17 protein-coding genes and 3 pseudogenes are annotated in these 20,944 nt (G+C 73.1%); 8 read left to right on the top strand and 12 right to left on the bottom strand.

The annotated features are described in order from the left end of the window. Positions 1-200 precede the first annotated feature (200 nt). Positions 201-962, bottom strand: a complete 762-nt coding sequence (locus ACIRVK_RS11755) for a GntR family transcriptional regulator (protein WP_404245729.1) — start codon at positions 960-962, stop codon at positions 201-203. Between the two features lie 149 nt (positions 963-1,111). Beyond that, positions 1,112-1,996, bottom strand: a complete 885-nt coding sequence (locus ACIRVK_RS11750; RefSeq protein ID WP_404245727.1) for an RNA polymerase sigma-70 factor — start codon at positions 1,994-1,996, stop codon at positions 1,112-1,114. Positions 1,997-2,110: 114 nt separating this feature from the next. Between ACIRVK_RS11750 and ACIRVK_RS11745 the strand changes: the two genes are divergently transcribed. Then, positions 2,111-2,764 (top strand): NADPH-dependent F420 reductase, encoded by a 654-nt coding sequence (locus tag ACIRVK_RS11745; protein ID WP_404245725.1) that lies wholly within the window; start codon positions 2,111-2,113, stop codon positions 2,762-2,764. Between the two features lie 96 nt (positions 2,765-2,860). Beyond that, complete coding sequence (locus tag ACIRVK_RS11740) at positions 2,861-3,691, top strand: alpha/beta fold hydrolase (protein WP_404245723.1); 831 nt, start codon at positions 2,861-2,863, stop codon at positions 3,689-3,691. A gap of 93 nt (positions 3,692-3,784) precedes the next feature. On the opposite strand, the pseudogene ACIRVK_RS11735 reads toward ACIRVK_RS11740, so the two are convergent. Then, positions 3,785-4,573, bottom strand: a pseudogene (locus ACIRVK_RS11735) (EamA family transporter); the annotation flags it as partial. A 47-nt stretch (positions 4,574-4,620) separates the two neighbouring features. On the opposite strand from ACIRVK_RS11735, the pseudogene ACIRVK_RS11730 reads away from it, so the two are divergent. From ACIRVK_RS11730 to ACIRVK_RS11720, 3 genes and pseudogenes are all read left to right on the top strand, one after another. Beyond that, positions 4,621-6,068: pseudogene (locus ACIRVK_RS11730) on the top strand (PLP-dependent aminotransferase family protein). Between the two features lie 130 nt (positions 6,069-6,198). Next, a complete protein-coding gene (locus tag ACIRVK_RS11725; RefSeq protein WP_404245721.1) occupies positions 6,199-7,782 on the top strand; it encodes an alkaline phosphatase D family protein in 1,584 nt (527 codons plus the stop codon). A 157-nt stretch (positions 7,783-7,939) separates the two neighbouring features. Continuing rightward, a complete protein-coding gene (locus tag ACIRVK_RS11720; protein WP_404245719.1) occupies positions 7,940-9,184 on the top strand; it encodes a GNAT family N-acetyltransferase in 1,245 nt (414 codons plus the stop codon). On the opposite strand, the gene ACIRVK_RS11715 is transcribed toward ACIRVK_RS11720, so the two are convergent. Then, the gene (locus ACIRVK_RS11715; protein WP_404245717.1) at positions 9,162-10,421 is read right to left on the bottom strand and encodes a trans-sulfuration enzyme family protein; all 1,260 of its coding nucleotides are present in this window, start codon (positions 10,419-10,421) and stop codon (positions 9,162-9,164) included. The genes ACIRVK_RS11720 and ACIRVK_RS11715 overlap by 23 nt on opposite strands. Before the next feature lie 42 nt (positions 10,422-10,463). Here ACIRVK_RS11715 and ACIRVK_RS11710 point away from each other — a divergent pair, with 42 nt between their 5' ends. Continuing rightward, entirely contained in the window at positions 10,464-10,955 is a 492-nt protein-coding gene (locus ACIRVK_RS11710; RefSeq protein WP_404245715.1) for an Lrp/AsnC family transcriptional regulator, read from the top strand. Between the two features lie 32 nt (positions 10,956-10,987). After that, entirely contained in the window at positions 10,988-12,679 is a 1,692-nt protein-coding gene (locus ACIRVK_RS11705; RefSeq protein ID WP_404245713.1) for a DUF885 domain-containing protein, read from the top strand. Here ACIRVK_RS11705 and ACIRVK_RS11700 read toward each other — a convergent pair. The 3 genes and pseudogenes from ACIRVK_RS11700 to ACIRVK_RS11690 form a co-directional block, all read right to left on the bottom strand. Then, positions 12,680-13,143 (bottom strand): annotated as a pseudogene (locus ACIRVK_RS11700) (3-ketoacyl-ACP reductase); the annotation flags it as partial. Then, on the bottom strand, positions 13,088-13,606 hold the full coding sequence (locus ACIRVK_RS11695; protein ID WP_404245711.1) for an immunity 21 family protein: 519 nt from the start codon (positions 13,604-13,606) through the stop codon (positions 13,088-13,090). The gene ACIRVK_RS11695 and the pseudogene ACIRVK_RS11700, both read right to left, overlap by 56 nt. A gap of 33 nt (positions 13,607-13,639) precedes the next feature. Next, positions 13,640-14,116: a rhodanese-like domain-containing protein gene (locus ACIRVK_RS11690; protein ID WP_404245709.1), complete on the bottom strand. Its 477-nt coding sequence runs from the start codon at positions 14,114-14,116 to the stop codon at positions 13,640-13,642. A gap of 94 nt (positions 14,117-14,210) precedes the next feature. Between ACIRVK_RS11690 and ACIRVK_RS11685 the strand changes: the two genes are divergently transcribed. Then, positions 14,211-14,657, top strand: coding sequence for an Lrp/AsnC family transcriptional regulator (locus ACIRVK_RS11685; protein WP_404245707.1), 447 nt, complete (start codon positions 14,211-14,213; stop codon positions 14,655-14,657). Here the strand turns inward: ACIRVK_RS11685 and ACIRVK_RS11680 are convergent. The 5 genes from ACIRVK_RS11680 to ACIRVK_RS11660 all read right to left on the bottom strand — a co-directional run bounded on the left by ACIRVK_RS11680 (position 14,651) and on the right by ACIRVK_RS11660 (position 20,856). Next, a complete protein-coding gene (locus tag ACIRVK_RS11680; protein WP_404245705.1) occupies positions 14,651-17,641 on the bottom strand; it encodes an AAA family ATPase in 2,991 nt (996 codons plus the stop codon). The two genes, ACIRVK_RS11685 and ACIRVK_RS11680, sit on opposite strands and share 7 nt — an antisense overlap. After that, a complete protein-coding gene (locus ACIRVK_RS11675) occupies positions 17,638-18,801 on the bottom strand; it encodes an exonuclease SbcCD subunit D (protein ID WP_404245703.1) in 1,164 nt (387 codons plus the stop codon). Before ACIRVK_RS11675 ends, ACIRVK_RS11680 begins: the two co-directional genes overlap by 4 nt. Positions 18,802-18,908: 107 nt before the next feature. Beyond that, positions 18,909-19,535, bottom strand: a complete 627-nt coding sequence (locus tag ACIRVK_RS11670) for a YigZ family protein (RefSeq protein ID WP_404245701.1) — start codon at positions 19,533-19,535, stop codon at positions 18,909-18,911. Between the two features lie 53 nt (positions 19,536-19,588). Continuing rightward, positions 19,589-20,134 (bottom strand): SixA phosphatase family protein, encoded by a 546-nt coding sequence (locus ACIRVK_RS11665; RefSeq protein WP_404245699.1) that lies wholly within the window; start codon positions 20,132-20,134, stop codon positions 19,589-19,591. Further along, positions 20,131-20,856: a hypothetical protein gene (locus ACIRVK_RS11660; protein WP_404245697.1), complete on the bottom strand. Its 726-nt coding sequence runs from the start codon at positions 20,854-20,856 to the stop codon at positions 20,131-20,133. Before ACIRVK_RS11660 ends, ACIRVK_RS11665 begins: the two co-directional genes overlap by 4 nt. Between the last annotated feature and the right edge of the window lie 88 nt (positions 20,857-20,944).

Genomic DNA, 20,944 nt, shown 5'->3' with positions numbered 1-20,944 from the left:
CATGATCCCCCTGCCCCACGCGCCCACCCCGGTGCGCGCAAAGTGCGCGCACGGCCCACGCTTCCCTGCGGCACCGCGCACCTTCACGCCCGCCTGGTACGCGCAGGCCCGTCGCAGCCCCTCGGGCCCGCGCCCGACGCCGAACACCGCACGCCCCGGAACTGTGGCAGGGCGTGCGGTGTCGGCAGTGGCAGGTCGGATCAGGACGCCCGGCGTTCCGGGTCCTGGTGGATTTCCACGTTGCCCGAGTCACCGAAGGTCAGGCGGCACGTGTCCGCGCGGTACGTGGCGACGGAGAGGGCAGCCGTGCGGCCGCCGGCGAGGTAGCGGGTGGTGACGACGAGGACGGGCGCGCCCGGGAGCCGGTCCAGTTCCTTCGCGTCGTCCGCACGCGCGGAGCCCAGCTCCACCGCGCTCTCCTGCCCTTCCAGCTCCAGCCGCTGCAGCTCTCGCAGGACCGCACGCGCGCGTGCCGGCCCGGACGGGGCGTCTATGGCGGACAGGTCCGGCACCGAGGCGGCCGGGACGTACAGCAGTTCCGCGGCGACGGGCTGGCCGTGCGAGACCCGGGACCTGCGCACGGTGTGCACGGCGTCGTCCGGGCCGACCTCCAGCGCTGCGGCGACGGCGGCCGGCGCTGCGGCGACCGCGCAGTCGACGGCCTGCCAGACGTCCCCCGCGGCCCCGGGCCAGGCGTGCTGTTCGGTACCGACGGCGACCCCCACGCGCGGCGGCGCCACGGTCGTACCGACCCCGCGGCGGCGCTGCAGCCGGCCCTCCAGTTCGAGCTGCTCCAGGGCCTGGCGGAGCGTCGCGCGGGCGACGCCGAAACGGGCGGCCAGGTCGCGCTCGTTCGGCAGGATCTCGCCGACGGCGAACTCGGAGTCCAGTGCCTCACTGAGCACGGTCCTGAGATGCCAGTACTTCGGTTCCGGTACCGATTCCAGCTGCGTGGTCCCCACCCTGTCCTCCGCAATCGCCGTGGTCCGGCGGCGTTTTAACGCCCTTGTTTATTAAAGGTTGTTGCACTTCTCTGCGACCATAGGGCGGCCCAAACCCTTGGTCAAGACCAATCCTCGATCCCGTGGGGAGGGGATAGAGAGCGGTTGCTCTAGCCGAGGGGCAGGGACTGCAGTTTGTCGGGGTTGCGGACGATGTAGACGGCCTGGACCCGACCCTCGAAGACGTCCAGCTGGAAGACGCTGTCGGGCTTGCCGGCGGACAGGACCACGATCGCGGGGCCGCCGTTGAGCTCCATGAACCGGAACGACGGATCCGGTACGCCCTTCTGGGCGACGCCGACGAGGAACCGGCCCACCTTGTCGGCGCTCTCCAGGACCCGCAGCGGTGCCCGCGACTTGCCGCCGCTGTCGCCGACCAGTCGTACGTCGGGCGCGAGCAGTGCCATCAGCCCGTCCAGGTCGCCCTCCGCGGCGGCGGCGAGGAACCGTTCGGTGAGCTCACGGCGCCGCTCGGGATCGACCTCGTACCGTGGCCGCCGCTCCTGAACGTGCCTGCGGGCCCGCCCGGCGAGCTGGCGTACGGCCGGCTCGCCCCGGTCCAGCATGGCCGCGATGTCCGCGTAGGGGTAGCCGAAGGCCTCCCGCAGGACGAACACGGCCCGTTCCAGTGGGGACAGCGACTCCAGGACGACCAGGACCGCCAGGGAGACGGAGTCGGCGAGCACGGCCCGTTCGGCGGTGTCCGGGGCGGTGTCGCCGAAGTGGGTGGCGTAGGGCTCGGGCAGCCAGGGGCCGACGTACGTCTCGCCCCGCGCCTTGACCTGACGGAGCCGGTCGATGGCGAGGCGGGTGGTGACACGCACCAGATAGGCGCGCGGTTCGCGCACCTCCCGGCGATCCGCGCCGGACCAGCGCAGCCAGGCCTCCTGGACCACGTCCTCCGCGTCGGCCACCCGGCCGAGCATGCGGTAGGCGACGCCCAGCAGGACGGGCCGGTGTTCTTCGAAGACATCGGTCTCGGTGTCGGTCGTCACCCCTCCATCCCATGCGACACCTGCGGACATGTCCAGGAGAATGGCGCGTGTCCGGGAGCAGAATGGCCTGCGTGCCGCCGGGGCGGCCGGCGGTCCGGACGGACGGAGGTGGCCATGCGGTACGCGGTTCTGGGCACGGGCGACGTGGGCCGGACGCTCGGCGGCAAGCTGGCGGAGCTCGGCCATGAGGTGACGCTGGGTTCCCGCACGAAGGACAATCCGACCGCTCTCCAGTGGGCGCGGGACGCCGGTGCGGGCGCGCGGGCGGGGACCTTCGCCGAGGCGGCCTCGGCGGCCGAGGTGGTGCTGGTCGCCGTGGGCGGGCGGGTGGCGCTCGACGCGCTGGAGGCCGCCGGGGCGGAGAACCTCGACGGCAAGGTCGTCCTCGACGTCACCAACCCGCTGGCGTTCGAGGACGGGCAGGTGCGGCTCGACCCGGTGGAGTCGGACAGCGTGGGCGAGCGGATCCAGCGGGCCTTCCCGCACGCGCGCGTGGTGAAGTCGCTGAACACGGTCAACTGCAAGGTGATGGTGGAGCCCTCGCTGGTGCCGGGCGAGCACCAGATCTTCGTGTGTGGGGAGGACGCGGGCGCCAAGGAGCAGGTCACGCGGATGCTCGGGGAGTTCGGGTGGCCCGCGCACCGGGTGCTCGACCTGGGCGGCATCCGCTCGGCCCGCAGTGTGGAGATGCTGCTGCCTTTGTGGCTCGACCTGTTCCGGCAGATCGGGCACGGGGAGTTCAACCTGGAGGTGCGCCGGGGGCATTGAGGACGAGTCGACACACCCAGGGGGCTACCCGTCGGTAGCAATTGCTGACAAGCTGTCTACCCGGCGTCCGTCAGCGAGCCCGTACGAGGAGCACCCATGTCCGCCACCGTCTCCTTCAAGGTCCCCTCCCCCCGCGGACCGCAGCCCGTGACCGTCTCCTACACGCGCGTGGGCCGCGGCGAGCCACTGCTCCTGCTGCACGGCATCGGTCATCACCGGCAGGCCTGGGACCCGGTGGTGGACATCCTGGCGACCGAGCGCGACGTGATCGCCGTCGACCTGCCCGGCTTCGGCGCGTCCCCGGCGCTGCCGGACGGACTCGCCTACGACCTGCCCACGACGACCGCCGTGTTCGGCGCGTTCTGCGAGGCGCTGGAGCTGGACCGTCCGCATGTGGCGGGCAACTCGCTCGGCGGGCTGCTCGCCCTGGAACTGGGCCGCGAGAACCTCGTACGGTCCGTCACCACGCTCTCCCCGGCCGGGTTCTGGTCGCAGGCCGAGCGGCGCTACGCCTTCGGCGTCCTGCTCGCGATGCGCCGTATCGCGCAGCGCCTGCCGCTGCCCCTGGTCGAGCAGCTGTCCCGCTCGGCGGCCGGCCGCACCATGCTGACCAGCACGATCTACGCCCGCCCCGGCCGCCGTTCACCCGAGGCCGTGGTCGCCGAGACGCTCGCGCTGGCCCAGGCCACGGGCTTCGACGCGACCCTCAGGTCCGGTGCGACCGTCCAGTTCACGGACGACATCCCGGAACTGCCCGTCACCGTCGCCTGGGGCACCCGGGACATGCTGCTGGTGCGCCGCCAGGGGGTGCGCGCCAAGCGGATCATCCCCCGGGCGCGGTTGGTGCGGCTGCCCGGCTGCGGGCACTGCCCGATGAACGACGACCCGGCGCTGGTCGCCCGCGTCCTCCTCGACGGCAGCCGCTGACGCGGCCCGCCCTCGGCTCAACGTGCCGGATCCGAGGGCGACTCCGGCGCCCACGAGGGCGCTTCCGACGCCCTGGGCGGCTCCGTAGGCGCCCGCCGACACGAGCGGGGCCGTGCAGGCGGCGGCGACGGGGATCAGCCCGGAGAACAGCGTGGCGCGCTCGACGCCGACGCGCTGCACGCCCATGTACCAGCAGACGAATCCGACGACGGTGACGACCACCGCCTGCCACAGCAGCGCGAGAGCCTCGTCGCCGTGGGGACGGCGCAGCCACGCCGCGCCGTCCAGCAGCAGTCCGGCCACCGCCGCCTCGGCCGCGGCGAGTGCGCACACGGTGGCCGACAGCAGCCGGGGCCCGAGCAGCCGCAGCACCGGCACGGCCAGAACGGCGAAACCGACCTCGCCCGCCAGCGCGCACGCCGAGAAGGCGATCCCGGCGCCGTCCGTACGCCCCCACCCCTGCACGGTGAAGGCCCCGAGGGCGACCAGGGAGGCCCCGTACAGCACCCGGCGCCGGGGCCGGCGCCCGGACGTGAGGGGCACGACGACGGCGACGACCACGGGCGCGCAGCCCACGAAGACTCCGGGTACGGCCGGTTCCGCGCCGCACTCGGCGGCGAGGACGGCCAGGTTGAAGCCGACCATGCCGATCGCGGCGAGTGCCGCGAGCCGCGCCCACTGGCGGACGGTGACCGTCCGCAGGCGTCCGGCCGCGCCTTTGCCGGCCAGTGGGACGAGGAGCAGGCAGGCCGTCCCGTAGCGCAGGAACTGGCCGCCCGCGTACGGGTAGTGGCCGAGGACGCTGTTGGCGGTGAAGGAACCGCCGACGAGCACACAGGCGAGGGCGGCGAGGAGGGCTCCGCGGGCGGTGGTGGCGTTCATGGTGGTGACGCTAGGGAGCCCGGCGGTCTGGTTTAAGGTCCACTTCCATGACGCCATCGGGGACCAATCGGGACAGCACGCGGGAGTCGGTCGTCTCCCCCGCCTGGGAGCTGCTCCTGCCGGCCGCCGCGGCCCCGGCACGCGCGCGTGGGCGTTCCCTGCAGGCGGCGCTGCGGGAGGCAGTGCGGGCGGGGCGGCTGGCGCCCGGGACGCGGCTGCCGTCGAGCCGCGACCTCGCCGCCGACCTCGGGGTCTCACGGGGGCTGGTCACCGAGGCGTACGAGCAGTTGACGGCGGAGGGGTACCTGCGCAGCGGCCGGGGTGCCGGTACCTGGGTGAGCGGTGCCGTACGGGCGGCCCGGGCACGCGCGCGTGACCTCGCGCCCCGTTCGCCGGGCGCCGCTGCCGACTTCGTGCCCGGAACGCCCGACCTGTCGTTGTTCCCGCGCGCCGCCTGGGCCGCGGCACAGCGCGGTGTCCTGGCCGAGCTGCCCCACCAGGACCTCGGCTACCCCGACCCGCGCGGCCTGCCCCAACTGCGCACCATGCTGGCACAGTTGCTCGCACGCCGCCGGGGCGTGGTCGCGGACCCGGAACGGATCGTCATCGTCTCCGGAGTCGCTCAGGCGACGACGCTGCTCGGATTCGCGCTCCACGCGCGCGGGTTCGGCGCGTGGGCGTCGAGAACCCCGGAAGCCCCCAGCACGACGACCTGTACGCGGCGGCCGGCGTCACCACCGTGCCGGTGCCACTCGACGAGGAAGGGCTCCGCATCGACCCGCTGCGGGCGTCGGGCGTACGGGCCGTGGTGACGACACCCTCGCACCAGTTCCCCACCGGCATCGCCTACTCGGCGCGCCGCCGCGCCGAACTGCTCGACTGGGCACGGTCGGTGGACGGTTTCGTCCTGGAGGACGACTACGACGGCGACTTCCGCTACGACCGCGCTCCAGTGGGCGCCCTCCAGGGCCTCGACCCGGAGCACGTGGCCTACACGGGCTCGGTCAGCAAGTCGCTCGCCCCGGGGCTGCGGCTCGGCTGGCTGCTCGTACCGGAGGCGCTGGCCGGCGAGGTCGTCGAACGCAAGCGGACCATGGACCTCGGCCATCCCACCCTGGACCAGGCGCTGTTCGCCCGGTTCGTCGAACGCGGCGAGTACGACCGCCAGTTGCGCCGCTGCCAGCGCGCGTACCGCGAGCGGCGGGACGCCCTCGTCGCCGCGCTGGACGACCACTTCCCCGGGTCGGAGGTCTCGGGCATCGCGGCCGGACTGCACGTCATCGCGGCGCTCCCGCCCCGCTACGGCCCCGAGGAACGCTTCCTCGCGCGCGTTGCCGAGGCCGGTGTCGCCGTACGCCCGTTGTCGGACCACACGCACGCGCGTGCCCGGCGGGACGAGGCCGAGGGAGTGCGCCTCGTTCTGGGATACGCGCATCTGTCACCCGCGCGGATCCGGGAGGGCGTAGGGCTGATGGCGCGGGCGGCGGCCGGGTGACCACCGGGTGGACACCCGGGGTCCCTTGTCACCGCGGTCAGTTGTTCACCCGGGGTTTGCGTGTGCGCTGCGGCGTCCCAGTAGGTGTGGGGCGCAACACCCGCCGGATCCCGTCCCTGGAGGCGCATCCATGTCCCACCGTCCGTTCCCCGCTCGCCGCAGCGTGCTGCGCGGCTCGCTCGCCGCGTCGGCGGCCCTGACCCTGCCCACCGCGCTCGGCTCGGCACCGGCGTTCGCGCTGTCCGGTCGCCCCAGAGCCGGCTGGGGGGTGCAGGCGGGAGACGTGACCACCCACTCCGGGCTGGTGTGGGTGCGCTCCGACCGTCCCGCGCGGATGATCGTCGAGACGTCCGCGACCGAGTCCTTCCGCAACCCGCACCGCTGGCGCGGCCCGCTGCTCGGCGCCGGCTCGGACTTCACCGGCACGACCCGGCTGCACGGGCTGCCGGCCGGCGAGCAGATCCACTACCGGGTACGGCTCGCCGACCCCGACGACCCGCGCCGCACCGGCGAGCCCGTCACCGGCACGTTCCGTACGGCACCGGCCAAGCGCCGCAAGGGCGTCAGGTTCGTGTGGTCCGGCGACCTCGCGGGACAGGGCTGGGGCATCAACGAGTCCATCGGCGGCTACCGGATCTTCGACGCCATGGCCAAGGTCGACCCGGACTTCTTCCTGTGCAGCGGCGACAACATCTACGCCGACGGACCGGTCTCGGCCACCGCCGCGCTGCCCGACGGCGGTGTCTACCGGAGCGTCACCACCGAGGAGAAGTCGCACGTCGCGACCACGCTGGCGGACTACCGGGGCAACTTCCGCTACAACCTGCTGGACGCGGCGCTGCGCCGGTTCAACGCCCAGGTGCCCAACATCATCCAGTGGGACGACCACGAGGTCCGCAACAACTGGTACCCGGGCGAGGTCATCGGCACCGGTACCGCGTACCCGGCCGGCACACGGCTCGACGACCTGGCCGTGCGCTCGCGGCAGGCGTTCTCGGAGTACTTCCCGATCTCCACGATCAGCGGCCGTCCCGACGGCCGCATCTACCGCAAGGTCAGCCACGGTCCCCTGCTGGACGTGTTCGTGCTCGACATGCGGACCTACCGCAACGCCAACTCCCCGGACAACCAGACCACGGACCCCGTCGGCATCCTCGGCCGCGAGCAGTTGGAGTGGCTCAAGCGGGAGCTGGCGAAGTCCCGCGCGGTGTGGAAGGTCATCGCCAACGACATGCCGCTCGGCCTTGTCGTCCCCGACCCGGTCGAGGGCAAGCCGAACTTCGAGGCGGTCTCGCAGGGCGACCCCGGCGCCCCGCTCGGCCGCGAGCTGCAGATCGCCGAGCTGCTGCGGTACATCAAGCACCGGCGCATCACCGGCACGGTGTGGCTGACGGCGGACGTCCACCACACCTCGGCCCAGCACTACGACCCCTCGCGGGCCGCGTTCAAGGACTTCGAGCCGTTCTGGGAGTTCGTCTCCGGCCCGCTGAACGCCGGCGCCTTCCCCGCCAACGCGCTGGACGGCACGTTCGGCCCCGACCGGGTGTTCGTCAAGGCGCCGACCACCTCGAACGTGTCACCCGCCGAGGGCTACCAGTTCTTCGGCGAGGTCGACATCGACGGCGACAGCGGCGAGTTGACGGTGCGTCTGCGCGAGTACGACGGCACCGTGCTGTTCACCCGGACGCTGCAGCCCGGCCGGGTGGGCCAGTAACTCCCGTACCCTTTATGCCCCAGGGCCGCGCACCGAAGTCATCCCTCGGTGTGCGGCCCTGATGGTAAAAATGTCAACAAAAGGTACATAAGCATCCTTTACCCATCGGTCACAATGCGTTTGTGATCACGCAACACATTTCCCGCACAGTGGTTGCATGAGTCGAGAAATGTCTGATGTGACGCATGCGAAGCGGAAGAACGTCCTCCAGCTCGGAGCGGTGTTCCACAATTGGTGGTCACGCCGCCACGGTCACGCGCCGCCGACGGACGATACCGACGCCCGGTCGCTGCCCGAGGAGCGGCAGGCCGGGCCCCTCGCGAGCGTGCTGTGGCGGATGCGGACAACGGTGCGGGACGAACCGGGGTCGCTGGCAGTGCTGTGCACAGCGCTCGCCGAGCGGCAGGTCGACATCCTGAGCCTGCAGACCCATCCGCTGGCCGAAGGCACGGTGGACGAGTTCCTGCTGCGCGCCCCCGGCGAGCTGGCGGCGTCCGAACTCACCCGGGCGGTTTCGACGGCCGGCGGTACCGACACCTGGATCGAGCGGGGCGACGCCCATGACCTCGCGGACCCGCCGACCCGGGTGCTGGGCCTCGCCGCTCGCACCGCCCTGGACGCGGCCGAACTGCCGCTGACGCTGCGGCAGTTGCTGGGCCGGTGCACCATCCGGCAAACGCCCGCAGCGCCGGTCGCCGGCGGCCGGGCCCTGCAGGGCGTGCCCGTCGAGGGCGTACTGGAGGACACCGTGATGCGGCTGCGGGCGCCGGAAGGCGGAGTGATCACCGTGGAGCGGCCGTACCTGCCGTTCACCCCGACCGAGTTCGCCCGGGCGCGGGCGCTGGTGGAACTGGACGCCCGGCTCGGCCCCCGCGTGCCGCGCAGCCACGACGTGCTGACGCTGCCCGAGGGCAACGCCATCACCGTACGGCGGGCGGACACACGGGATCTACAGGGCGCGAAGGAGATGCACGAGCGGTGCTCGGCGCGGACGCTCGGTCTGCGGTACCACGGGCCGGTCGGGGACGCCGACCGCTATCTGAACCACCTGTTGAACCCGCGGTTCGGCCGGACGCTCGCCGTGCAGACCGCTTCCGGGCGGATCGTCGGGCTCGGTCACCTGCTGTGGGACGGGGACGAGACCGAGGTCGCGCTGCTCGTCGAGGACAAGTGGCAGAAGCGGGGCGTCGGGGCGCAGTTGCTGCGCAGGCTGGTGGGGATGGCGGTGGAGGCCGGGTGCGGGAGTGTCTATGCCGTGACTCAGGCGTCCAACACCGGGATGGTCGCTGCCATGCGGGGGTTGGGGGTTCCTCTTGACTATCAGGTCGAGGAGGGGACGCTGGTGATCACGGCGCGGCTGGATGTGGATGCACGGGCGTTTACGAGGGCGGAAGCGCCGTAAGAGGTTCTGCTTCAGTGGCCTCTGCGGGTGCGATGTGGCTGATCGCGCCCCGCGGCGGAGCCGCATATTGATACAGCCCCGCGCCCCTACGGGGGCGCTCTCCCAGAGCCTGGTTCAAATCCGCCCAGATATCCTCCACGTCCTCCAAGCCCACTGACATGCGCAGTAGGTTGTCGTGCACCCCTGCGCTGCGCCTGTCCCCGGCGTCCACTATGCGGTGGCTGATGGACGCCGGGTGTTGGATGAGGGTGTCCACGCTGCCGAGGCTTACCGCGGGGGTGATCAGGCGGACCGCGGCTATGACCTCGTGGGGGGCGGTCGTGGTTTCGAAGGCGATCATCGCGCCGCCGATGCGCGGGTAGTGGACGCGGGTGACACGGGGGTCGGCGGCGAGGCGACGGGTCAGTTCGGCGGCGGTGGCCGAGGCGGCTCGGACGCGGACCGGCAGGGTGGCCAGGCCGCGCAGCAGGAGGTAGCCGGCGAGCGGGTGCAGGATGCCGCCGGTTGCGAAGCGGATCTGCCTCAGACGGCCGGCGAGCTCCTCGTCGCAGGCCACCACGCCCGCCATCACGTCGCCGTGTCCGCCGAGGTACTTGGTGGCGCTGTGCAGGACCAGACGCGCGCCCTCGGCGGCGGGGCGTTGGAGTACCGGTGTGGCGAAGGTGTTGTCGACCAGCAGGGGGATCGAGCCGCAGGAGTGGGCCACGGCCCGCAGGTCGACCTCGGCGAGGGTCGGGTTGGCCGGCGACTCGACCATGACCAGGCCGGTGTCGGGGCGCAGGGCGTCCGTGATGCCCGCCGGGTCGGTCCAGGTCACCTCGGTGCCGAGCAGACCGGCGGTCAGCAGGTGGTCGCTGCAGCCGTACAACGGGCGTACGGCCACCACGTGGCGCAGGCCCGTCGAGGCGCGTGCGAGGAGGACGGCGCTCAGCGCTGCCATGCCGGAGGCGAAGGCGACCGCGGAATCGGTGCCCTCCAGGCGGGCGAGGGCGGTCTCGAAGCGGGCCACGGTGGGGTTGCCCAGTCGGCCGTAGACCGGTGGGCCCTCGGGTTCGGCTCCGGTGGCGGCGAAGGCGTCGATGCGGGCGGCCTCGCCGCGGCTGTCGTAGGAGGGGTAGGTGGTCGACAGGTCGAGGGGCGGGGCATGCAGTCCCTGCCGAGCGAGGTCGTCGCGGCCGGCGTGGACGGCTTCCGTGGCCAGTGCTCTGGTGGAGTCCATGGACCCAAGGGTGAACATCGATCGGCATGAAGGGGGAAAGTGCCGTGCTACGTTCGGGGGATGGGCGAATCTGTCGTACTGGATCCGGTGGACCTGCACCTGCTGCGGCTGTTGCAGAACGACGCCCGGACCACTTACCGCGATCTCGCCGCGCAGGTCGGGGTGGCGCCGTCGACGTGTCTGGACCGGGTGACCCGGTTGCGGCGCGCCGGCGTGATCCTGGGGCATCAGCTGCGGCTCGATCCGGCCAAGCTCGGCCGGGGGCTGGAGGCGCTGCTGTCGGTGCAGGTCAGGCCGCATCGGCGGGAGTTGGTGGGGCCGTTCGTTGAGCGGATCAGGGCGCTGCCGGAGTCACGTACCGTTTTCCATGTCACCGGTCCGGACGACTATCTCGTCCACGTCGCCGTCGCCGACATGGCGGATCTGCAGCGGCTGGTGCTGGACGAGTTCACGGCACGGCGTGAAGTGGCGCGCGTGGAGACGCGGTTGATCTTCCAGCAGTGGGACTGCGGGCCCCTCCTCCCACCTTCGCCCGCGGCTCAATCGGGGTGACGCGCGGCGGGCCGTCGTACGAGGATGGGGCCATGTCTGAGATCAAGAGCCCGCTGCCCCGTGAGGTCGCCGACGCCTATGTCGACGACCTCGTCGCCCTCGATCCGATCACCGGCACCTTCCTCGGCGTGCAGGACAGTTCCAGCAGCCTGCCCGACCTGTCGCCCGCCGGTGCGGAGGCGCTGGCGGAGTTGTCGCGCACGACGCTGCTCCGGCTGGCGGAGGCCGAGCGCCTGCCCGGCGCGGACAGTGACATCGAGCGCCGGTGCGCGCGCCTGCTGCGCGAGCGGCTGACCGCCGAGCTCGCCGTGCACGAGGCCGAGGAGGGCCTGCGCGCCGTCAGCAACCTCAGCTCGCCCGCCCATGCGGTGCGCCAGGTGTTCACCGTGACGCCGGCGCAGTCGGAGGAGGACTGGGCGGCGATCGCCGAGCGGCTGCGTGCCGTGCCGGGCGCGCTGGCGGGCTACCGGGAGTCGCTGGCCCTCGGGCTGGAGAAGAAGCTGTACGGCGGGCCGCGCGCCACCGCCACCTTCGTGGAGCAGCTCGGTCAGTGGGCCGACGCCGACGGCGAGGGGCACGGCTGGTTCGCTCAGTACGCGGCGGCCGGCCCCGACGCGCTCCGGTCCGAGCTGGACGCGGCGGCCCGGTCTGCCGACGAGTCCGTCGTCGCGCTGCGCGACTGGGTACGGGACGTGTACGCGCCGGCGATCGAGGGCGCCCCGGACGTGGTGGGCCGGGAGCGGTACGCCCGCTGGGTGCGCTACTTCAACGGCACCGACCTCGACCTGGACGAGGCGTACGCGTACGGCTGGTCCGAGTACCACCGCCTGCTCGGCGAGATGAGGACCGAGGCGGAGAAGATCCTGCCCGGCGCCGAGACGCCCTGGGTGGCCCTCGCGCACCTGGACGAGAACGGCACGCGCATCGAGGGTGTCGACGAGGTGCGGAGCTGGCTGCAGTCGCTCATGGACGAGGCGATCGAGAAGCTCGACGGCACCCACTTCGACCTGGCCGAGCGGGTACGGCGCGTGGAGTCCCGTATCGCCCCTCCCGGCAGCGCCGCGGCACCGTACTACACGCCCCCGTCGGACGATTTCACCCGCCCCGGCTGCACCTGGCTGCCGACCATGGGACAGACCAGCTTCCCCGTCTACGACCTGGTCTCCACCTGGTACCACGAGGGCGTGCCGGGTCACCACCTGCAGTTGGCGCAGTGGAAGCACGTCGCCGACAACCTCTCCCGCTACCAGGCCGGCGTGGGCATGGTCAGCGCCAACGCCGAGGGCTGGGCGCTGTACGCGGAGCGGCTGATGGACGAGCTGGGTTTCCTCACCGACCCGGAGCGCAGGCTGGGTTACCTGGACGCGCAGATGATGCGGGCCGCGCGCGTGATCATCGACATCGGCATGCACCTGGAGCTGACGATCCCGGACGACTCCCCCTTCCACCCCGCGGAGCGCTGGACGCCCGCGCTGGCGCAGGAGTTCTTCGGCTCGCACAGCAGCCGTCCGGCGGACTTCGTGGAGAGCGAGCTGACCCGGTACCTGTCCATGCCGGGCCAGGCCATCGGCTACAAGCTCGGCGAGCGCGCCTGGCTGCTGGGCCGGGAGAAGGCCCGCGAGCGCAAGGGCGCCGCCTTCGACCTCAAGACCTGGCACATGGCCGCCCTGTCGCAGGGTTCGCTGGGTCTGGACGACCTGGTGGACGAGCTGTCCCACCTGTGATCAACGCCGGTCTCCCCCTTCGGAGTTGATGACCTCGCCGGTGATCCAGTCCGCCTCGTCCGTGGCCAGCCACGCGATGAGGCGGGCCGGGTCGTCGGGCATCACGGTGATCGCGTGCTCGGCCGGCGTCGTGGACAGCGAGCGGGTGATGGAGGCGAGGGCGCGTGCGCGCGGCGGGAGCCCGGCGCGCAGACGGGCGTACGCCTGGACCGGGAGCAGCACCGAGCGGGTGTCGACCGCCCAGTGCGCGTCCGGCATCGTGCCCGGACCGTCGAGGACCCGCGCCGCGGGGTCGCCGAGCGCGACGCGTACGGCACGTGGTGGTGCGGATAGACGCTCGCGCCGTACGCGGCCAGCCGCCGGGCGACGGCGTGTCCGATGCCGCCGCACGCGACTATCCGTGCGGGATCAGCCCTGATCGAGCCGCCGCAGTTGTACGAGGCCCAGCCAGGTCTCGGGTCCCGGCTGGACGTTGGCCGCGCGGACCTCGTAACGCCCCGGTTCGAGGGTGACCTTCAGGCAGTCGGTCCGTTCCGTGTCGCTGCCGGGCCAGGCGGAGTCGAAGAGGACGACGGTGCCCGGAACCTCCCAGCTCACCTCGTCCTTCCAGTCCGCCGTGGCGAGGGCGACGGGGACGCCGGCGAGGAGTTCGTCCTCGGAGGCGGCGGCGCTCCACCGTACGAAGGTGCCGTGCTCGGGCAGATAGGCGGTCGCGGCGGGTTCGTCGCCGAGGACCAGGGCGGCCGAGTCGCCGACCGGGAGCAGGCCGACCACTCCGTCGACCTCGCAGGCCCGGTCGTAGTCGGAGGCGGCTTCCTCGCCGTCGGCGCCCGCCCAGAACGGAAGCACTGTCTCCGGTACCGCTATGAGCGGGCCGCCGCCCGATTCGACCCACTCCAGCGCACCGGGATCCGCGTATCGCACCATGGCCCAGAACCGTACACGCACGAGCCGAGCGGGTCAGCAGCCGCAGTCCGCCGCGGCCACCGGTGCCGTCAGCGGGTCGCCGGGGCGGCGCTCGGTGCCCTGCCAGGTCTCGTACGCGAATCCCTCCCGCGCCCAGTACTCGAAGCCGCCGAGCATCTCCTTGACCCGGTAGCCGAGTTCGGCGAAGGCGAGGGCGGCGCGGGTGGCACCGTTGCAGCCGGGGCCCCAGCAGTAGGTGACGACCGGCACGGACGGGTCGAGGAGCTGCCCGGCCTGCTCGGGGACGAGGGCGGTCGGCAGGTGGATCGCGCCGGGGATGTGGCCCTGGTCCCAGGCCTCGGTGGAGCGGGAGTCCACGAGGACGAAGCCGGGGTCGCCGCCGGCCGCGAGAGCGGCGGCCACGTCCGAGACGTCGGCGTGGAAGGCGAGGCTCGCCCGGAACCAGGCGGCGGCCTGGGCCGGGGCGGCGGGGGCGACGCGGAGCACGGGGTTCACGGTGTCGGTGTTCATGACCGTAAAGCTATGACCGTCGGGCGGCTGCCTGAAGGGGGGATCCACGGCGCCCGCCTTGATCGGCCGGGGTTTCCCCTGCTATTCATCGGGAATGACCACGTATTCCCCGGACGCCACCGACTGGCGCATCCTCGAGGTCCTCCAGCGGGAGGGACGGGCCAGCTACGCCGAGTTGGCGCGGGCCGTGTCCATGTCGCCGAGCGCCGTCACCGAGCGGGTGCGCAGGCTGGAGGAGGCCGGCGTCATCCAGGGGTACGCGGCCGTGGTGGACCCGGAGCGGCTGGGCCTGCCGATCCTCGCGTTCGTGCGGCTCAGGTATCCCAACGGCAACTACAAGCCCTTCCACGACCTGGTCGCCGTGACGCCCGAGATCCTCGAGGCCCACCACGTCACGGGCGACGACTGCTTCGTCATCAAGGTCGCCGCCCGTTCGATGCGCCATCTGGAGGAGGTGTCGGGGAAGATCGGCACGCTGGGCTCGGTGACCACGAGTGTCGTGTACTCGTCGCCGCTTCCGCGCCGCGCGCTCGGTCACTGACCGCGCTGCCGCAGCGTCGATCCCGATCTGCCCTTGACCACCTCCAACTGGGCGTGCACGCGTCGCCGCAGGTCGGGGACGTGGCTGACGATGCCGACGCTGCGATCGCGCTCGCGCAGGGAGTCGAGTACGTCGAGCACCTCGTCCAGGGTCTGGTCGTCCAGACTGCCGAAGCCCTCGTCGATGAAGAGGGTGTCCAGGCGGACCCCGCCCGCCTCGTCGGTGACGACGTCCGCGAGTCCGAGGGCGAGGGCGAGCGAGGCGAAGAACGTCTCGCCGCCCGACAGCGTCGCCGTGTCCCGCTCACGGCCGGTCCACGCGTCGACGACGTGCAGTCCGAGACCGCTGCGGCCGCGCCCGGACCGGTCGTCGGAGTGGACGAGGGTGTAGCGGCCGGACGACATGCGCCGCAGCCGTACGGTCGCCGCGGCGGCGACCTGTTCGAGGCGGGCCGCCAGCACGTACGACTCCAGGCGCATCCTGCGGTCGTTCTCCGCGGAGGTGCCGGCGGTCAGGGAGGCAAGCCGGGCCACCCGGTCGTACTCCTCACGCAGGGGGGCCAGTCGCCGCATGCCCGTGGCCGAGCGGGCGGAGAGACGGTCGAGTTCGGCGCTGCGGCGGGCCGCCGCGTCGCATGCGGAGGCCACCTCGCGTACACGCCGCCCGGCCGCGGCGGCGGCCTGTTCCGCGCCCGCGAGGTCGGCGGCCGGCTGCTGTGCGGCGGCCGCGGTGTCGGCCTCGGCGAGCGCGGCGCGTACGGCGGACTCCTCGGACTGCCAGGCGTCCAGACGGCGTTGCAGCTCCCGGTGCGCGTCGGCGTCGAGGAGGGCCGCGGCGGCGGCCTGCGGGGTCTCGAAGCCGGCACGGAAGGCGGCGTCGGCGAGGCGGGCGTCGGCGTCCTTGAGTCGCTGGGCGGTGTCCTCGGCGGCGCGGGCGCAGTCGGCGGCGTCGGTGAGCAGGGCGACCCGGCGCTCCAGTTGGGCGGCACGGGCCGCGACACTGTCCGCGGTGCCGCGCGCCTGCGTCAACTCCCCTTCCAGAGCGATCCGTTCCTGGTCCAGGGCGTCCCGGTGGGCGAGCCGAGCGGCGGTCCCTACGGCGGCCTCCTGCTGGGCCCGGATACGCCGTTCGCGTTCCTGCTCGGCCTGTCGGAGCCGTTCGTGCGCGTCGGACAACGCGGACGCGCCGGTGCGGGCCTCGGCGTACCGTCGCTCCAGCTCCTCCGCTGCGACAGCGAGTTGCTCGGTCGGCGTGTCACCGGCCTCGCCCTCCGCGGCGGCCAGGGCGCGCTGGACGAGGCCGAGGCGCCGCTCGGCGGCGGTGCGCTGGTCGTCGGCGTGCTGGTAGGCGGCCAGCGCACGGTCCTCGGTCTCCCGGTCGACGTGTCCGGCGTCCTTGCGTGCGGGCGCCGGGTGGTCGGTGGCGCCGCACACGGCGCAGGGTTCGCCGTCGGTGAGCTGGGCGGCCAGCTCGGCGGCGATGCCCTCGAGTCGCTGCTCCTTGACGTCCAGCCATGCGCCGCGGGCCTCCTGCGCGGCCGCGGTGGCGGCCATGACCTCCCGCTGGGCGTCGTCGACGTCCCGGCCGAGCTGGTCGCGCTGCCGGGCGGCGGCCAGGCGCCTGCGGGCGGGTTCCCGCTGGACGGCCAACTGCTCGGCCCGGGTGGCGGCCTCCTGCGCGGACTCGACGCCGGCCTGGAGTTGCGTGCGCATGTCCGGCCACCCGGCGAGCCAGGCCTCGGCCTCCTCGAGGACATCGGCGTCGTCCCGCTCCTGCCGCTCGAGTCCGTCCCGCTCCCGGACCAGCTCGGTCAGCCGCTGCTCGGCCCGCCGCGCCGACTCCAGTCCGCCCAGTTCCTCGGCGGCGCGGCGAGCCGCGGTGGCGAGCCCGGTCGCGCCGGCGTCGGCGAAGCCGTCGGGCAGCAGCGCACGTGCGCGTGCTTCCGCCTCGGCGCCGCGGCGGTGTTCCGCCTCGGCGCTCTCGCGGAGGTCCAGGGCCGGGGCGACCGCCTCGGCCTTGCGGGAGCGTTCCATGCGCGCCTGCGCCTCCCGGTGCGCGTCGGCATGCTCCTCGAGCCGCCTGGCACGCTCCCTGGCCTCGCTGAACCGCCTTTGCAGCCGGGCCAGTTCGCGGGCCTCGGTCAGCGTACGCTCGGCGGCCGCCTGTGCGGACTCCGCGGCGGTGAGGCGGAGGTGGGCGATGGTGAGCTGTTCGCGTGCGGTGCTGCGGGCGACGGCGGCGGCCACCATGACGGCCTCCGCCAACCCCGGTTCCCCGGGCGTCAGTTCCGGCAGTTCCATCGCACCGCCCGCGGCCTGCTGCATGCGGTGCGCGTCGGCCAGCAGCTCGGTGTCGCCCTCGCGCACCCGGGCCTCGGCGGTGCGCCGGCGTTCGGCGAGCCGCTTCTCCACCTCGGCGAAGCGGTGGGTGTCGAAGAGGCGGCCGAGCAGCTTGCCGCGCGCCTCGGCGTCGGCGCGCAGGAAGCGGGCGAAGTCGCCCTGGGGCAACAGGACGACCTGGCAGAACTGCTCACGGCTCATGCCGAGCAGCTGGGCGACCTCCTCGCCGATCTCCTGGTGCGAGCGGCTGAGTTCCTTCCAGGCGGCCGTCGCGCTGTCGTACTCCCGCAGCCAGCTCTGCGCCTTCTCCAGGGTCGTCCCGGTGCCGCGCTTCTTCAGGCGCTCCCAGGGCGGCTGCCGGGTGATCTCCAGCCGGCGCCCTGCCACGGTCAGTTCGAGGGTGACCTCGGTGCGGGTGGCCGACGCCGCGTGGTCGCTGCGCAGGGTCAGGCCCTGACCGCTCTGCCGGGCGCCGGGCACGCTGCCGTACAGCGCGTAGCACACGGCGTCCAGGACCGAGGTCTTGCCGGCTCCCGTGGGGCCGTGCAGCAGGAACAGTCCGGCGGCCGACAGTTCGTCGAAGTCGACGGACTGGGCGGCTCCGAAGGGGCCGAAGGCCGTGATGTCCAGCCGGTGCAGCCTCACCGCGCCACCTCCCGGACGGTCTCGTCGGCGCGCACCGCGTCGAACGCGTCCCGCAGCACGGTCCGTTCGCGCTCGTCGGGTCCGGCGCCGCGCACGTGCGCGACGAAGTCCTCGGCGATCTGCTGGTCGCTGCGGCCGGCCAGGCGCCGGGCATAGGACACGTCGGGGTCGTCCGGTGCGCGCTCGGGCTCGAAGAGGAGGCTCAGGGTGTGCGGGAAGCGCTCGGTGAGCCGGGCCATGGGGTCGGCCGGGCGGACGGGGTCGGTCAGGGTGGCCTCGACCCAGGCGTCCTCGTACCGGGCGAGGCCGGGGTCGGCGAGCAGGTCGTCCAGGGTGCCGCGGATGCGGGCCAGTGTGCGCGGCACCGGGCAGTCGAGGCGCTCGGCGGTGACCGCGCCGTCGGCGTCGAGATCGACGAGCCACATGGTCTTGCGGTGGCCGGTCTCGGAGAAGGAGTACGGCAGCGGGGAGCCGGAGTAGCGGACGCGGTCGGTGATGGCCTGACAGCCGTGCAGGTGCCCGAGCGCCGCGTAGTCCACGCCGTCGAAGACACCCGCGGGCACGGCGGCCACCCCGCCGACGGTGATGTCGCGCTCGCTGTCACTGGCCTCGCCGCCGGTGACGAAGGCGTGGGCGAGGACGACGGAGCGTGTGCCGGGCGGGCGCGTGGCGAGGTCGGCCCGCACGCGTTCCATGGCGGCGGCGAGCACCGCCTCGTGCCCGGCCTTCTCGACGCCGAACTCGTCCTTCACCAGGGCGGGTTCGAGATACGGCAGCCCGTAGAACGCCACGTCGCCGAAGTCGTCCGCCAATACCACCGGCGTCCCGCAGGCGGCCGGCTCGGTGCGCAGATGGATGCCGGCCCGCCCGATCAGCCCCGCGCCGACGCCCAGGCGGCGGGCCGAGTCGTGGTTGCCGGAGATCATCACCGTCGGCACACCGAGGTCGGCGAGCCGATGCAGTGCGTCGTCGAACAGCTCGACCGCGGCGAGCGGCGGCACCGCGCGATCGTACACGTCTCCCGACACGACCACCGCGTCCACGCCGCGCTCGCGCACGGTCGTGACGAGGTGGCCGATGAACTCGGCCTGGGCGTCGAGCATGTTCACCCGGTGGAACGCCCGGCCGAGATGCCAGTCGGAAGTGTGCAGCAGCCTCATGATCCCCGAGACTAACGGCCGGGTCCGACATCACGGGTGGTTACTCCCGTATCAGCCCGTCATGAGCCGTATGACGCTCGTCCGTTACGTCCGTTTCCTCTGGAACGTCAGGCGTCCCCGTATGCCTCCCCGCCCAGTTCGAGCCCCGCTGTCCCGGCCGTCGCGTCGGCCAGCCAGGCCCGGAACACGTCCACGTCGGCGTCCGGGAGGCCGATCTCGATGGTGACCGCCTCGCCGTAGCGCACGTCCCGTACCTCGCGCCCCGTCGCCCTCAGGTCGTTGTGGACCTTGCCGGCGCGCTGGTGGTCGACGGTCACCGTGGCGAGCCGGAAACGGCGGCGGGTGAGCGTGCCGAGGGCGTCCAGCGTCTCGCCGACCGCGCCGCCGTACGCCCTGATGAGGCCGCCCGCGCCGAGTTTGACGCCACCGTAGTAGCGGGTGACGACGGCGACGACGAACCGCATCTCACGGCGCAGCAGCATCTGCAGCATGGGGACGCCCGCGGTGCCGCCGGGTTCGCCGTCGTCGCTCGCCTTCTGGATCGAGGCGTCGGCCCCGATGACGTAGGCCCAGCAGTTGTGGGTGGCGTCCGCGTGCTCCCTGCGGACGGCGGCGACGAAGTCCTGCGCCTCCTGCTCGCTGCCCGCGGGAGCGAGCGAGCAGAGGAAGCGTGAGCGGTTGACCTCGGTCTCGTGCACACCCGCGCGCGCGACCGTGCGGTACTCGTCCTGCATCCGGCCAGCCTAATCCGTGGCCAAAGGCGCTGTGGCAGGGCAGCGGCGCGAGCTCAGCGGGTCTTCCTGCCGCGCGCGACGATCACGCTCGTCAGGAGCGCGGTGCCGGGGGCGAGCGCCTGCCAGCCGGTGCCGTGCCAGGCCAGGACCGCGATCGCGGAGGTCGGGAACTTCACCCGGACGTCGTCCAGCGCGTCGTCCAGGCTGTCCCCGGCGAGTTCGAGGACGAGTTCCTCGAGGCCGGGGTTGTGCCCGATCAGCAGCAGCGTCTCCACCTCCGAGGAGACCTCGCGCACGGCGCCCAGCAGCTCGGGCACGTCGGCGGCGTACAACCGGGGGTCATGACGTACCGGGGGTGGTGTGCCCCACTGGGCCGAGGCGAGTTCCCAGGTCTCCCGCGCGCGTACGGCAGTCGAGCACAGGACGAGATCGGGCAGGCAGTCCGCCTCGGCGAGCGCACGGCCGGCCGCCGGCGCGTCCCGCCGGCCGCGCGGCGCCAGCGGGCGCTCATGGTCCGGGACGCCGTCCGGCCACGCGGACTTCGCGTGCCGCAGCACCACCAGGCGACGCAGCGGGCCCGCCCCCGCGCGCGCGATCACGCCGGGGATCCCAGGTCGCGGGTGAGTTCGAGACCGAGCAGCCGGTCGGCATAGGCGTAGGTCTCGAAGCGGGCGCCGTCCGCGACCTCGGCCGCGGTCTCCACCCAGGTCAGCACATCGAGCACGGCAGGCATGTCCAGATTGTCCTCCCAGGCCGTACGGAGGCGGGTGCGCGCCTCCTCCGGGACGGGCCGTGAAGGCTGCCGCGCCCAGTCGGCGACCGCGCGACGCCGCCGCACGAGGGAGGCCTCGGCGTCCGCGAGGACCTCGGCGTCCAGCCGCACGGGGTGGCTGTGGTGCCGGTAGAGCAGGGCCAGGCGCAGGGCGGTCGGGTCGGCGTCCTCGCCCGTGCCCGGCTCGGCCGTGTGGACCGGGGCGACGGCGACCCTGAGTCCCTCGGGCGTCTCCCAGCCCTGCCCCACGACATGGATGACCTGCCCCTCGCCCAGCCCGGAACCGACGTCCCGGCGGTCCTCCAGGGGCCGGATGCCGAGCGCGTCCGCCCCGGCTCGCAGTTCGGAGTGCTGCGCGTCGGCGGCCAGCACCCCCCACACGGGGGTACCGCCGAGTTCCAGGGCACGCACGAGCAGGTCGGCGACCAGCAGCACCCGCAGGGCGCCGGCGTCGAACCCCGGTACATGGGCCTCGACGCGGGTCAGCCCCCGGCGGGAGGGGGCGGCGTCGACGGACTCGCCGGTTCGGGCGTCGGTGATACGCAGCACGTGGGTGAGCGTAAGCGGGCGAGCGCCCGTGCGCAGTCATCCGGCACGGATTGCGGACATGCCGCCGCGATCGGTCGGGGGAATCCTC

The organism is Streptomyces sp. NPDC101152 (genome assembly GCF_044768275.1).
GTDB lineage: Bacteria > Actinomycetota > Actinomycetes > Streptomycetales > Streptomycetaceae > Streptomyces.
This window is presented reverse-complemented; position numbering and strand designations above follow the sequence as displayed.